The 14,014-nt window shown below is 43.7% G+C and carries 13 protein-coding genes and 1 pseudogene; 7 read left to right on the forward strand and 7 right to left on the reverse strand.

Features of this window, described 5'->3' with window-relative positions; genetic code table 11:
- Positions 1 to 90: pseudogene (locus tag ACEWB7_RS07670) on the reverse strand (transposase); the annotation flags it as partial.
- Between the two features lie 80 nt (positions 91 to 170).
- On the opposite strand from ACEWB7_RS07670, the gene ACEWB7_RS07675 reads away from it, so the two are divergent.
- A complete protein-coding gene (locus ACEWB7_RS07675) occupies positions 171 to 515 on the forward strand; it encodes an SMR family transporter (protein ID WP_180179573.1) in 345 nt (114 codons plus the stop codon).
- A 37-nt stretch (positions 516 to 552) separates the two neighbouring features.
- Here the strand turns inward: ACEWB7_RS07675 and ACEWB7_RS07680 are convergent, their stop codons facing one another.
- From ACEWB7_RS07680 to ACEWB7_RS07695, 4 genes are all read right to left on the reverse strand, one after another.
- Positions 553 to 1,728, reverse strand: coding sequence for a benzoate/H(+) symporter BenE family transporter (locus tag ACEWB7_RS07680; RefSeq protein WP_312310075.1), 1,176 nt, complete (start codon positions 1,726 to 1,728; stop codon positions 553 to 555).
- A 110-nt stretch (positions 1,729 to 1,838) separates the two neighbouring features.
- Positions 1,839 to 2,498: a leucine efflux protein LeuE gene (gene leuE, locus ACEWB7_RS07685; protein WP_179992453.1), complete on the reverse strand. Its 660-nt coding sequence runs from the start codon at positions 2,496 to 2,498 to the stop codon at positions 1,839 to 1,841.
- Positions 2,499 to 2,580: 82 nt separating this feature from the next.
- On the reverse strand, positions 2,581 to 3,552 hold the full coding sequence (gene tal / locus ACEWB7_RS07690; protein ID WP_312310073.1) for a transaldolase: 972 nt from the start codon (positions 3,550 to 3,552) through the stop codon (positions 2,581 to 2,583).
- Between the two features lie 89 nt (positions 3,553 to 3,641).
- Complete coding sequence (locus ACEWB7_RS07695) at positions 3,642 to 4,532, reverse strand: LysR family transcriptional regulator (RefSeq protein ID WP_180068775.1); 891 nt, start codon at positions 4,530 to 4,532, stop codon at positions 3,642 to 3,644.
- Positions 4,533 to 4,626: 94 nt separating this feature from the next.
- Between ACEWB7_RS07695 and aceI the strand changes: the two genes are divergently transcribed.
- Complete coding sequence (gene aceI / locus ACEWB7_RS07700) at positions 4,627 to 5,058, forward strand: chlorhexidine efflux PACE transporter AceI (RefSeq protein ID WP_004783926.1); 432 nt, start codon at positions 4,627 to 4,629, stop codon at positions 5,056 to 5,058.
- A gap of 95 nt (positions 5,059 to 5,153) precedes the next feature.
- Here the strand turns inward: aceI and ACEWB7_RS07705 are convergent, their stop codons facing one another.
- Positions 5,154 to 6,671 (reverse strand): acetyl-CoA C-acetyltransferase, encoded by a 1,518-nt coding sequence (locus tag ACEWB7_RS07705; protein WP_166135004.1) that lies wholly within the window; start codon positions 6,669 to 6,671, stop codon positions 5,154 to 5,156.
- A 240-nt stretch (positions 6,672 to 6,911) separates the two neighbouring features.
- Here ACEWB7_RS07705 and ACEWB7_RS07710 point away from each other — a divergent pair, with 240 nt between their 5' ends.
- From ACEWB7_RS07710 to dnaX, 5 genes are all read left to right on the forward strand, one after another.
- Positions 6,912 to 8,303: a 3-oxoacyl-ACP reductase gene (locus ACEWB7_RS07710; RefSeq protein WP_312316180.1), complete on the forward strand. Its 1,392-nt coding sequence runs from the start codon at positions 6,912 to 6,914 to the stop codon at positions 8,301 to 8,303.
- A gap of 189 nt (positions 8,304 to 8,492) precedes the next feature.
- Complete coding sequence (locus ACEWB7_RS07715) at positions 8,493 to 9,347, forward strand: MaoC family dehydratase (RefSeq protein WP_159123195.1); 855 nt, start codon at positions 8,493 to 8,495, stop codon at positions 9,345 to 9,347.
- Positions 9,348 to 9,406: 59 nt separating this feature from the next.
- Positions 9,407 to 10,669: a serine hydrolase domain-containing protein gene (locus ACEWB7_RS07720; protein ID WP_312308782.1), complete on the forward strand. Its 1,263-nt coding sequence runs from the start codon at positions 9,407 to 9,409 to the stop codon at positions 10,667 to 10,669.
- An 83-nt stretch (positions 10,670 to 10,752) separates the two neighbouring features.
- A complete protein-coding gene (locus tag ACEWB7_RS07725; RefSeq protein ID WP_004783916.1) occupies positions 10,753 to 11,196 on the forward strand; it encodes a copper resistance protein NlpE N-terminal domain-containing protein in 444 nt (147 codons plus the stop codon).
- A 275-nt stretch (positions 11,197 to 11,471) separates the two neighbouring features.
- Positions 11,472 to 13,562: a DNA polymerase III subunit gamma/tau gene (gene dnaX, locus ACEWB7_RS07730; RefSeq protein WP_312308785.1), complete on the forward strand. Its 2,091-nt coding sequence runs from the start codon at positions 11,472 to 11,474 to the stop codon at positions 13,560 to 13,562.
- A 6-nt stretch (positions 13,563 to 13,568) separates the two neighbouring features.
- Here the strand turns inward: dnaX and ACEWB7_RS07735 are convergent, their stop codons facing one another.
- Positions 13,569 to 14,003, reverse strand: a complete 435-nt coding sequence (locus ACEWB7_RS07735; RefSeq protein WP_159123193.1) for an acyl-CoA thioesterase — start codon at positions 14,001 to 14,003, stop codon at positions 13,569 to 13,571.
- Positions 14,004 to 14,014: the final 11 nt, after the last annotated feature.

Here is a 14,014-nt window from a genome sequence, read left to right on the forward strand (position 1 = left end):
AATTTCAAATTGTGCAGCTACCGCTCGAATAGAATAACCTTCCTCAAGTTTAGCTAAAATTTTACGTCTAAAATGTTCTGAATAACTCATTGCACCATTGTATTGGTTTTATAATGATTTGACTATAACTAAGTTTTGGTCTAGGAAAGATAAATTTGGAGAGTGAAAAAATGAATCCTGCAACTTGGGCATATTTTTTGTTGGGTTTGGCCATTATTGCCGAAGTCACTGGCTCTACATTTCTGGTAAAATCTGAAGGCTTTACCCGTTTGTGGCCTTCTTTAGCGGTGGTTGTTTTATTCTGTATCGCGTTTTATTTACTGTCTCAGGTGATTAAGGTGATTCCTTTAGGCATTGCTTATGCGATCTGGGCCGGTGTCGGGATCATTCTCACGGCCATTGTCGGTTATATTGTATTTAAGCAGGCGTTGGATCTTCCTGCTTTTATTGGTATTGCACTGATTATTTCCGGTGTAGTGGTCATAAATCTGTTTTCTCAAGCAGCAGGGCATTAAAAAAAGATAGACATAAGTCATCTCTACTTTTATAAATTTAACCCAACTGAGGTTTAAGCTTAAATAGTAAATAAACCATCAAACCAAGCAGTAGGCCCCAGAAAGCAGAACCAATGCCGAAAAACTGGATATTGGATGCACTGAACAGAAAGGTCATCAGTGCGGCTTCCCGGTCATGAGTGTCCTGAAAAGCCAGTGCAATGTTGTGGCCAATGGTACCAAATAGGGCAATGCCAGCCAGAACCGTAATCAGAATACCCGGAAAAGCCATCAATAAGCTGGTCAGGGTTGCAGCGAAGAAACCCATCAGGATATAAAATAGTCCACAGCTCATACCTGCGATATAACGCTTAGCCGGATCAGGATGGGCTTGTGCATCCAGACTGACTGCTGCGCTAATCGCGGCAAGATTAACACTGAAACAGCCAAAGGGAGCGAGTAGTGCCTGAGTGAGGCCCGTCCAGCCTAAAATTGGATTCACCTTGGGTGGATAGCCATAGCTTTTAATCACGGCCAGGCCAGGTAAATATTGTGAAGCCAGATTAATCACCATCAGCGGAAGAGCCAGTCCTAAAATAGCTTGCAGGCTAAATTCTGGTGTGGTCCATACAGGCTGAGCGATGCTCCAGTCCAAATGTGGAAGCGTAAAATCGATAAAGAACGGACAGAGTGCAATTGCAAGCAGCACAGTAATGACAATGCTATAACGGGTACTCAGTTTTTTGGAAATGAGATAAATGGCCAGTACGGTAAGCACAAAGCTCCAGGATTGTTGCAGGCTGCCAAATACTGAAATACCAAATTTCAGCAAGACACCAGCCAGCATGGCACTGGTCAAGCTTTGCGGAATAAACTGAAAAATCCGGTCAAATATTCCGAAAAATCCCAGACAGGCAATCAGGATGCCGCAAATCAGAAAAGCGCCAATCGCTTCGGCCAGACTGTAATGGCCTGCGGAGGCAATAATTAACGCCAGACCGGCTGTCGACCATGCGGTGGAAATCGGATAGCGATATTTCCAGGAAAGCAGCAAGCCGGAAACCCCAATACCTATACCGAGTGCCCATAACCAGGAACTGATTTGCGCTGCATTTGCACCCAGGCTTTGGGCTGCTTCAATGACCAGTACCGCGGATACGCTGATCCCAATCATGCAGGTAATAAAACCCGCCATGATGGCAGGAAAGGAGAGATCTTGTAAAAGTTTAGGCATCATCCATAACACTATTTTTAAATGCGTTTAAATCATACGCTTTTCATATATCAACACAATGTTTTTAACAATTTTAGAAAGAGCTGCTCTTGCCAGAAAGCTGCTAATTTTTAGAAGGTTGAAGTCGCCAGTTTAATTCCGAACCCGCAGAAGAGAATTCCTACTGAAGCAACCCCGCCAGCCGTCAATTTATAATTCTGGTTGAAATAGCTCGCGAGTTTGACCCCGGAAAAGATCAGGATTGAAAGGTAGGTCATGCTGATCAGTTGCAGGATTAAAGCCAAGAGTGCAAAAGTCAGTGCCGGATAAGGGTAAACAGGATCAACAAACTGCACGAAAAAAGACAGGTAGAACAGAATCGCTTTAGGATTTAAAACACTGATTGTTAATGCTGTACGGAAGGGCTGAATCGACCCGACAGTTTCAGGAGTAGTCTTTTTAATCTGAACACGTTGTGACGACTGTTTCGGAAAGAAAGTCTGATAGGCGGCAATGATCAGTTTGATACCAAGATAACTGAGATAAACAGCACCGATAATTTTCAGGGCAATAAACAGCACGGGAAACGCATGAAGTAGAGAGGCTGCGCCTAACGCCGTACATAGGATCAGAATCAAGTCACCGGTATAAACCCCTAAGGCACCCATATAACCGGTCTTGATGCCAAAACGAGAGGCAATTGACATGACATAGAGGGAATTCGGCCCCGGCAGTAACACAATTAACGTTGTCCCAATAATAAAGGTCGTTAGATCTGTGATACCAAACACGAAGAACTCGCAAAAATGAAAAAAGCCGATGCGGCATTATAGCAACATCGGCCTGGAGAAATTCTATAAATTCGCTGTGAATTTAGGTGGTGCTCAAAAAACTTTCCTTTAATAAAGCCGCCAGTTGCTCACGTGCCTTGATAAAGCCATCGATACCACCTTGCAGTAATTCACTGGCCATCTGGTCCTGTTTCAGTTGTGCATCAAAATCGGCATGACTGATTGGACTCAGTTCACCTTGAGATTGAATATCTTTGGCTGAAAGCTGAGCCTGAACTTCACGCTGATCATTTTCAAGTTGTTCCAGCAAGTTTGGTGCAACAGTCAGTAGATCACAACCGCTGAGGCCCAAAACCTGCTCAATACTACGGAAGCTTGCACCCATGATTTCAGTTTTAATCCCATGCGCTTTATAGAATTCATAAATGCGCTTCACTGAGAGTACGCCCGGATCTTTTTCAATTGGATACGACTCAACACCTTCCGCTTTTTTGTACCAGTCTAGAATGCGGCCGACAAAAGGCGAGATTAAAGTCACTTTGGCATCAGCGCAGGCATGGGCCTGATGCTGGCCAAACAATAAGGTCAGGTTGGTATGGATACCTTCTTCTTCCAATGCTTTCGCTGCCTGAATACCTTCCCAAGTCGATGCGATCTTAATCAGGATGCGGTCAGAATTAATTCCATATTGCTCATACAGCGCGAGTAATTCTTTAGCCTTGGCGATGGTCGCTTCAGTATCAAAAGACAGGGAAGCATCCACCTCAGTCGAAACACGACCTTCAATCAGTTTTAAAATTTCAACACCGAATTTGACGGTCAAAATATCAATCGTGCGTTCAATCAGGGCATTATTCACATAGCCTTCTTGCTGGGCTTGTTGAAAAGCTGCTTCAATCAAGGCCTGATTTTCAGGTTGTTTCGCTGCTGCAGTAATCAGAGATGGATTTGTAGTTGCATCCAGAGGGCGAAATTTCTCAATTGCGCTTAAATCACTGCTATCTGCCACAATAGTCGTCAAGTTTTTTAATTGGTTTAGTGCAGTTAATGTCATTACGATCTAGTTCTATGGTTATTGCTTATGCATTCTTATATATCATAAATCATCCTCTTACCAAGTAGACTGTCGTTGAATTTCTGTGATTAATGGTCGGTTTTTCGCTGCTGACGCAAGTGATTAATCAAAAAATGAGCAGCTGTACCCAGTCGAGTTTCTCGACTCCAGACCAGATCGACAAAATATTCAAATTTTGGGGTGAAATCGAGCAGATGCAAGATCTGTAGCTGCTCCTGCAAATGTGGCTGTTCATTAATCATTTCTAAGGGAAGCACGCCCCAGCCCAAACCTTGCTGGATCATGCTGCAGGCTGAATGATGATTATCAGTGCGCCAGTAATTCCGGGAAAAGAGCAGTTCCGGCTTAATGCTACGATCACGACTGGCAACAACAATCTGTCGGTTTTGTAAAATCTGTTCATAGCTAACCTGGTGAAATTGACTTAATGGATGCTGTTTGGCTGCTACAGCCACAAGCACCTCACGCTTTAATTCTATAAACTGTTCACGGGTTTCTAACTGTTCTCGTTCAAACATTAGTGCTAACTGCGCTGAACCCTCAAACAGCATGCGATGAGCATCCTCCTGAGGTGCGCTAAAGACATTGACTTGCAGCGCTGGAAATTCCCGTTCTAGCAAAACGATATAATCAGTCCAGCGGGTATGAAGTAATTCTGATACCACCACAATATTCAGTTCAGATTCCAGACCTGAACTGAGCGCAAGCGCATGCTGCTTCCATTGATTCATTTCAACCAAAAGCTGTTCAGTTTTTTCATATAGCACTTGCGCCTGTGCGGTGGGTTTCGGTTCACGGCCAATGCGTTCAAATAGCACCAGATTAAGATCAATTTCCAGATTGGCAATAGACATGCTCACTGCAGAAGGAACTTTACCAAGTTTACGTGCAGCAGCAGAGAAGGAGCCGGTTTCCATGACCAGTTTAAACATCAGTAGCTGTTCTTGATTGATATTCATGCATTCTATCTTTCATTTTTATTGATAGATTCTAACTCGAATAATCAAATTAAAAGAAATAAAATTCCCTTATCTCCTGACTTGATGAACTGAAATGTTAATTTCAAAAAGAAGACTGATTCATGCCACCTTATATGAAGGCATTTTATTGGTGGTGATTGCCATATTACTGAGTACGCTCATGCATATGCCGCTTGAGGTCACAGGCGCTCTCGGAATTGCGATGGCTGTGACTTCAATGTTCTGGAATATGCTGTTTAATCATTATTTTGAAAAGTTTGAAGCCAAACATTGTCTTAAAAGAACAATCAAAGTGCGGATTGCTCATGCGATTGGATTTGAGGGTGGTTTGATGCTGGCCACGATTCCGATGGTAGCTTATGCATTACAGATCAGTCTGGCGCAGGCTTTTCTTCTGGATTTGGCGATGACATTATGTATTCTGGTGTATACCTTTATTTTCCAGTGGTGCTATGACCACCTTGAGGCCAAAATGGGGCTGGAACCAGACTACCGAAAAGCTTAACTTAAGTCTTTACTAGAGTAATCTCAAATGCTTCGCTAATAATATTGCAATAAAAAACCGCTCATAGAGAGCGGTTTTTTTATATGAGGCTTGGATTATTTTTCAATAATTGCTGTTACGCCTTGACCACCAGCTGCACAGATCGAAACCAGTACACGACCTGAACCTTTCTGGTTAATCAGTTTTGCTGCAGTTGCGATAATACGACCGCCAGTTGCTGCAAACGGGTGACCTGCAGCAAGAGAAGAACCTTTTACGTTCAGCTTGGCACGATCAATTGAACCTAGAGGAGCATCCAGACCTAAACGTTCTTTACAGAATTTTGGATCTTCCCAAGCTTTCAGCGTTGAAAGTACTTGCGATGCAAATGCTTCGTGAATTTCATAGTAGTCAAAATCTTGAAGTTTTAGACCAGCACGTTCCAGCATACGAGGAACTGCATAAGCAGGTGCCATCAACAAGCCTTCTTTCTTCTCTACGAAATCAACGGCAGCAGTTTCCTGGAAAGTCAGGTAAGCCAGTACTTCATGGCCATTTGCTTTAGCCCATTCTTCAGAAGCCAATAGCACACAAGACGCACCATCAGTCAGTGGAGTAGAGTTACCCGCCGTCATGGTACGTGCATCGCCTTTACCGAATGCAGGTTTTAGTTTCGCCAGTTTTTCAACTGAAGAATCTGGACGCAAGTTGTTGTCGCGTTCAAGACCCAGGAATGGAGTTACCAGGTCATCAAAGAAACCTTCTTCATAAGCTGCTGCCATTTTTTGATGTGAAGAGGCTGCAAGCTCGTCTTGCGCTTCACGAGAAATACCCCATTCCAGTGTAGTAATCGCCTGATGGTCGCCCATAGACAGGCCAGTACGTGGCTCACCATTTTTTGGTGCATCCATCAGGTCTTTCACATTGATTTTAGTCAGCGCTTTTAAACGGTCTTTCGCTGTTTTCGCAATGTTCAGCTCAAGTAATGCTTTACGTAAGCCATCACCGAAAGCGATTGGTGCATCAGAAGTCGTATCTACACCGCCTGCGATTCCCACTTCGATTTGACCTAGAGCAATCTTGTTCGCGACCAGGAAGGCCGCTTGAAGGCCAGTACCACATGCTTGCTGGATGTCATAAGCAGGGGTTTCCGGTGCAAGAGCAGTATCCAGTACACATTCACGCGTCATGTTGAAGTCGCGGCTGTGTTTCAGTACAGCACCTGCAACCACTTCACCTAAGCGTTGACCTTGAAGGTTAAAACGTTCAACCAGACCATTCAGGGCTGCTGTGAACATATCAGTATTGGATGCCGTAAAGTAAGCACCGTTAGAACGTGCAAATGGAATGCGGTTACCACCGATAATAGCAACGCGGCGAACTGTATTTTGGCTCATGTTTGGTTCCTGTTGAACAGAAGTCTGTGTTATAGATGCTGAATCTTGTTGGCTTGAAGTCGTTTTTTTGGTACGTGCAGATGTACTGCGTGTACGTGTGGTTTTAGCCGGACTTTTTTCTGCGGCATTGGCTGTATCAGGATTTTTAGTGCTACGCTTGCTACGCGTTGATGGTTTTGACACAGTTTCTGTCGCAGAGTTCTCGACTGCTGGATTATCTTGAGTTGTTTTGCTCATAAGGCTTTACCAGGCAAATAGATCGTCTTCTTGGCGGTTACATTAGCATAGAAGAAGATAGGCTGTATTGACTACAATGACATTACAGACTGCGCTTAGGTCAAGTCATCTGCCTGTTATCTCAAGTATGATTGGGCGGAAACTGGTAGATCTATTGAAATATAAGTGTCTGGCATCATACTGAAGTTTAAGGATAACTTTAGATCAACCAAAAATTAATTTGTATGAGAGATAATAAACATGACTGATCAGTACCAAACTTTTGCAAAATCTCCTATTGGTAAATTTGTCATTAAAAATTTGGGTCTGCCATCCCCAACTTCTTTAGACCGTTTTGAGTCTGCTACACCAGTTGTCAAAGGTGCGGTATTGTTTGGAGCAGCACCGGCAAGTACCTTGACTGGTGCTATTGCTCAGGTTCTGGCAAATATTCATGCCAATAGTTATGCAGGTAACAATGCTGAACTGCAACAGGCTGCTGCATCGGCTGGACTGAATCTGGGCGCGTTTAATCCGGGCGATAAAGAATCAAAATTCAAAGTTGTCATTTTTGATGCTTCAGGAATCGAAAATTCAGAACAGTTAAAATCACTTTATGATTTCTTCAACCCGATTGCGCGTCAAATCCAAAGTTCTGGCCGTGTCGTGATTGTGGGGACTACGCCTGAAACTGCTAAATCAGTCAGTCAGTCAATTGCTCAACGCGCACTGGAAGGTTTTGTAAAATCTGTGGGTAAAGAGTTTAAAAAGGGTATTGCAGCGAACCTGATCTATGTAGATGCCGGTGCTGAAGCAAACCTTGAGTCTGCTTTACGTTTTGCAGTTTCTCCACGTTCTGCCTATGTTTCTGGTCAGGTGATCCGTGTTTCACCTGCTGAAAAAGTGGATGTGGACTGGACTAAACCATTAGCGGGTAAAACTGCTGTAGTGACCGGTGCGAGCCGTGGTATTGGTGAAGCGATTGCTCATGTATTGGCACGTGATGGCGCACATGTCATCTGTCTGGATGTTCCGCAACAGCAAGCAGACCTTGACCGTGTAGCCGGTGAAATTGGCGGTTCAACTTTAGCCATCGATATTACTGCTGCAGATGCAGGTGAGAAAATCAAAGCGGCAGTAGCTGAGCAAGGCGGTCTGGACATTATTGTGCACAATGCCGGTATTACCCGCGACAAGACTTTGGCCAATATGAAGCCTGAGCTATGGGATCTGGTGATTAACATCAACCTGTCTGCCATTGAACGTGTAAATGACTATTTAATCTCCAACGATGGTCTAAATGCCAATGGCCGTATTATCTGTGTATCCTCAATTTCAGGCATTGCAGGTAACCTGGGTCAAACCAACTACGCAGCGTCTAAAGCGGGTGTGATTGGAGTGGTAAAATTCACAGCACCAACCTTAAAAAATGGTATAACCATTAATGCCGTTGCACCGGGCTTTATCGAAACACAAATGACGGCTGCGATTCCATTTGCAATCCGTGAAGCTGGCCGCCGTATGAACTCAATGAGCCAAGGTGGTCTACCTGTAGATGTTGCAGAAACAATTGCCATGTTTGCTTCTACGGCTTCAACAGGTTTAAATGGCAACGTGGTTCGTGTCTGTGGTCAAAGCCTATTAGGGGCTTAATGGAATCTCTCCCGACCTCTCTTAAAGAGAGGAGAAGCCCCCTTTTAAAGGGGAATTCAGGGAGATTAAAATTCTAAAGAGAAAATTCCAAGAATTCTCAAAACCTCTCCAGTGCTTCACTTTCATACAATGATTGAAGTATGCTCAGGAGAGGTCACTTTATAAAGATAATATTTCCAAAGGTTCAGTATGAATACGCGCCATTTTAGTCAACTTCCAAAACCTTATTTAGCCTATCCAAAAGTTATTCAAGGCTTGATTTTTAAAAAGCCGAAAGCTGAAAAAGTTCTACCGCAAGTTGAATATGTGGTGGATTCATTCAAGGTCGATCAGAAACATTTAAAAGCCTATAATGAAGTATGTGGCTTTAAAAATAATGGTTATATTCCAGCTATTTATTTGACCGTGCTGTCTCAAAGTCTGCAAATGCACATGATGACCTCGGAAGCATTTCCATTTCCGATTTTAGGACTGGTACATATCCGTAATCAGGTCAAGCAATACCGTAAAGTCGGTGTAAATGAGACTTTAACCTTGTCATGCAAATTTGGTGAATTACAGCCACATGACAAAGGCGTTCAGTTTGATTTTATTACCACAGTCAAAGTGGGCAATGAAGTCGTCGTTGAGGCATTAACGACTTATCTTTCACGTCAAAAGACTGATGCTAAAGCTGCTGCAAAATCAGCAGAAAGTAAAGCACCAGACTATAAGCTGAATACTGAATGGAAAATTTCAGAAAATACCGGCCGCCGTTATGCCATGACTTCAGGTGATTTTAATCTGATTCATATTCATGCTGTTACAGCGAAGGCTTTTGGTTTTAAGCAGGCGATTGCACATGGTATGTGGAGCAAAGCCAAAGCGCTGGCTAATCTGTCATTGCCGGATGCGTATGAAGCCGATGTCTGGTTCAAGCTACCGATGTACTTGCCTTCTAAAGTTGAGTTTCTAACGGCTCAAGCAGCGAATGATACAGATTTCCTGATCCGGAATAGCAAAAACCAGAAGCCGCATGTGACCGGCCATGTAAAAGCGATTTAAATCTAAATCAAAAGCCTAAACTCGATTTAGGCTTTTTCATTTTAAGGGATCAAAATTCTATGGATAGAATGATGCAGCCAATCAAAGATTATCTGTTTGCTGATCAGCATAATTATCAGGGCGATGTTGATACACGTTTTCGCGACCTTGCTCGTCAGTTTAGCCGCTTACAGGATGCACGTACTGATCAGGGTGGTGCGGCACTTGTTGTATATTTTCAGGGACAAAAAGTTGTCGATATCTATACCGGGAAGAAGTCTGTCACTGAAAAATGGCAGCCCGATACCATGTCACTATGCTATTCCACTGGCAAAGGTGTACTAGCGACTCTAGCGCATATTCTGGTTAGTAAAGGTTATCTGGACTATGACAGATCAGTTGCAGAATACTGGCCTGAATTTGCCCAGAAAGGTAAACGGTCGATTACTTTGGCACATATGCTGAGCCATCAAAGTGGTTTGTTTGATATCCGTAATATCATTGATGATGCCACTGAAATGGCTGACTGGTCACACATGCTGGAGCGGATCGCGGCAGCTGAACCACGTTTTCAGACCACGACTGATGCCGCTTATCAACCTTTGACTTTTGGCTGGCAGGTGGGTGGAGTACTGGAAAAGGCAACCGGTAAATCATTAAACCAATTAATGCAGGAATATCTGGTTAAGCCTCTGCAATTAAATGGTGCCTATTTTAGTGTGCCGATGGATGAACTGCCTCGAGTTGCGCGACCGATCTTTAAAGCAAAGTCTGCATCTCAATCTTCTAAAGGCAAAAAAGTAGTTACACGCAAACCCGGTTTAATGGAGCGTGCTCTGGTCTGGAGTGGCCAGAGCCCCCAAGATTTTCAGGATGGCATGATTCCTAAAGGCATGAAGAATTTTAGCTTCTTTAGTAATGAGGGATTACAGGCGATTATTCCTTCAGCCAATGGGGTCTTTACTGCAGACAGTCTGGCAAAAATCTATGCGATGTTGGCCAAGCATGGTGCTTGGCAAGACCAGCAGTTGATTTCACCTCCAGTATTCCAGCGACTAAGTCAGGTGCAATATACCCGTCGTGATCGGGTGATGCCTGTGCCCATGCACTGGCGACTGGGTTATCACCGTATATTGACCTTGGGTAAAGCCTCTACAGGTTTTGGTCATATGGGCTTTAACGGTTCTGGTGCCTGGTGTGATCCGGAACGCGGTTTAAGTTTTGCCTATACCCATAACTTCCCAACAGGTTCATTAACTGGAGATTACCGTCTTTGGGGGCTGACGCAGGAAACTTTGCGCTGTGCTGATGCGGTATTGACGGGAAGAAAAGGCTGGCGCTAACTGAATATCCTTGATTTGGGAGTTTAGTCAGTCATTTAAAATATGCTATTTTGTGGCAAATTCCAGTGCTGCGAAATGAAACCATGAAAAAAGTAATACTGATTCCCTTAGTGGCAACCGGTGCTTTATTCGGTTGTCAGGATCAAACCCAATCAGCTAAAAATACTATTGTTGAAGCCAAGGCACAGATTCCAGCATGGGCGGGAGAGTATCAGGGTACAACTCCTTGCATGGGCTGCTTGTCCCGTTGTGATGATTGTCCGGGCATGGCTGTCATGCTAACTCTGCACGAAGATCAAACTTATACTTTAGAACGTGAAAGCCTGAGTGGTCATAATGAGGTGGAAACCTTTAGTGGCCCGATTCGTTTCCAAGATGATTCTCATCAGAAAATTGAGCTGGTGAATGTAGCGACTCGTAATTTACTGTATGTTGATCTGGAAGAGCATGTGCTGGAAATCCGTGAAGACAAAAGCGGTAAACGCTACCAGATGCAGAGTGATTTTATTTTAGGGCGATTCGCTTAAACAGATTCAACCCAATCCTTTATCTTTGATCAGAAATTTTTATTTCTAAGATTGTATTAATCCGCTCAAATAGAGCGAAAATCAATAGATATTTTATTTTCCAAATATACTAAAAATATCCTGATATTTCAGTCAGGCATAAAAATGGAGCAAACAGCTTCGAGATAGTTGATTTAAATCAGATTGATAGGTCTATCTCTCCAGATCATAACTGATTAATTCATTCACTATTTTATAAAAAAACAGTATGCTTAGACCTGTAAAAAGGAGCATACATGTATCAAGTACTTGCGCGAAAATACCGTCCCCGCAATTTCAACGAATTGGTCGGTCAAAACCATGTTTCACGTGCCTTAACCAGCGCACTGGAGCGTGGCCGTTTGCACCATGCCTATTTGTTTACGGGAACGCGTGGTGTTGGTAAGACCACGATTGCACGTATTTTGGCGAAGTGCTTGAACTGTGAAACCGGTATTACTTCGACTCCTTGTGAGGTATGTCCGACCTGTACCGCCGTCAATGAAGGCCGTTTTATTGACCTGATTGAGATCGATGCGGCATCACGTACCAAAGTCGAAGATACCCGTGAGCTGCTGGACAATGTCCCTTATGCGCCAACTCAGGGTCGTTTCAAGGTTTATCTGATCGATGAAGTACATATGCTGTCCACGCATTCCTTCAATGCTCTATTAAAGACACTGGAAGAACCACCGGAGCATGTCAAATTCCTGTTCGCAACCACAGATCCACAAAAGTTGCCGATTACAGTTATTTCTCGCTGTCTGCAATTCACTTTGCGTCCATTGGCTGTCGATGAAATTACCGAACATCTGGGCAATATCCTGACGAAAGAAAGCATTCAGGCTGATCAGGATGCGATCTGGCAGATTGCAGAATCAGCACAGGGCTCGCTTCGTGATGCCTTATCCTTAACAGATCAGGCGATTGCCTATGGTCAGGGGGCGATCCAGCATCAGGATGTCAAAGACATGCTGGGCTTGATCGACCGAACCATCATCTATGATCTGATTCTGGCTATTCATCAGAACCAGAAAGCACGTGTTAGCGAATTATTATTGCAATTCCGTCAGCAGGCGCTGGATGTATCACTGGTATTAGATCAGTTGATTTCTACCTTGCATGAACTGGCTTTATTACAATACCTGCCAGATTTAAGCCTGAAATACAGTGCCGAGATCAATCAAAAGATCATGCAGTTATCGGCTTTGATTTCAGCACAAGATTTGCAACTGTATTATCAGATTGCCTGTAAAGGCCGGGCTGACCTACAGCTTGCGGTTACGCAGGAGCAAGGCTTTGAGATGACGGTGCTGCGTTTGCTAGCCTTCCGTCCGCTACAGCCCAATGAAATTCCAGCCAATACAGCTCAGATACCACAAGCTGTACCTGCTGCATCAGTTCCACAGCAACATCAGATAACGCAGCAGGAAAGTGCTCCGGTTGCTCAAGCTGCTGTAGAAGATTTTTCATTAGATGCTGGCTATGAAGACGAGCAGGATAATCATCCAGTCACTGCACAGTCTGAACCATCTTCGAATGATTTTCTGGATGAAGACGAGCCAGAAACCAATTCTGAGCCTCAAGTCATACAAGCTGAATCAACTAGAGTAGAACAATCTGAGTCTGATCAGATTGTATTTGATCCAAACCTGGAAGATGGCCTGTTTGGTTTTGACGATGTTCCTGCAGAACCTGTTCCATCCAGCCCTGAAGCCAGCAGTGATGATTTTCTCTTAGAAGAATTCATTCCTGAAAATGATATTGCTGCACCAGTAGAACAAGAATCCGAGTTTAGTCTAGATGCTTTAGCTCCTGAATCAGAACAAGTGATTCATAAAGCAGATGAAAGCCAGCCAGAAATTTCTACTCAGACTGAGGTTGCATCTACTCAGATCGAAAATACAAATATTTCTACAGACCGTAATCTGATGCCTCAGGATATTCTGCAAATTCCGGTACAGGATATGCAGGGTGAATGGACGGTAGAAAAATGGGAATTCTGGTTCCGTAACAGCCAGTTATCCCCGGCAGTTCAGGAACTGGCTCAGTATGGCATCATGACTGGTCAGATTAATGCAGCATCGGTCTTTCATATTCCAGAGCGTTATCAGCCGCTTTTGTCGCAGCTACAACATCATCTGGAAGCAGCTTTGCGGGAACAATGGCCGCAGACCATTTTCCAGGTGAAGTTTGAAGATGTAGAGCAGTTAACGCCATATACCATGCAGCAAGAACGTAAAGTACGCGCTTTTAAACGCGCAGAAGAGCTGCTGCATGCTGAACCGGCTGTACGTGACTTGCTGGAACAGTTTGATGGTGAATTGCACAATATTCAGCTGAAATAAAATATTTTAGACTGAGACAAAACGTGCTAAAGCATCCCGCATTTCAGTTGGAATCGGGGTGCTTTTTCGTGTGTAGCGATCGACAAACACATGTACAAAACTGCCTTGAGCGGCTGCCGTATCAGAATTCATTTTGAAGATTGCCAGATCATAGCTGAGAGAACTATTCCCCATTTTTTCTATGGCGACACCTACCTCAATAATTTCCGGATAAGACAGTTCCTGATTGAACTGGCATTGCGAGCTGACCACCAGTCCAATCATTGGAGAATATTTGGGATCAAATGCGGCTTCCTGAATCAAAAGGGCATTCGCGGCCGTATCAAAATAGCTGTAATAAGTGACATTATTGACATGGCCATACAGGTCATTGTCCGCCCAACGAGTCTGTATCGGCAGAAAAAATGAATAATGTTCGCGTTGTTTAAGAGCTGCTTTCATATTTTTAAATA

It is taken from the genome of Acinetobacter sp. NIOH-H-8 (assembly GCF_046635365.1).
In the GTDB taxonomy this organism is placed as follows: Bacteria; Pseudomonadota; Gammaproteobacteria; order Pseudomonadales; family Moraxellaceae; genus Acinetobacter.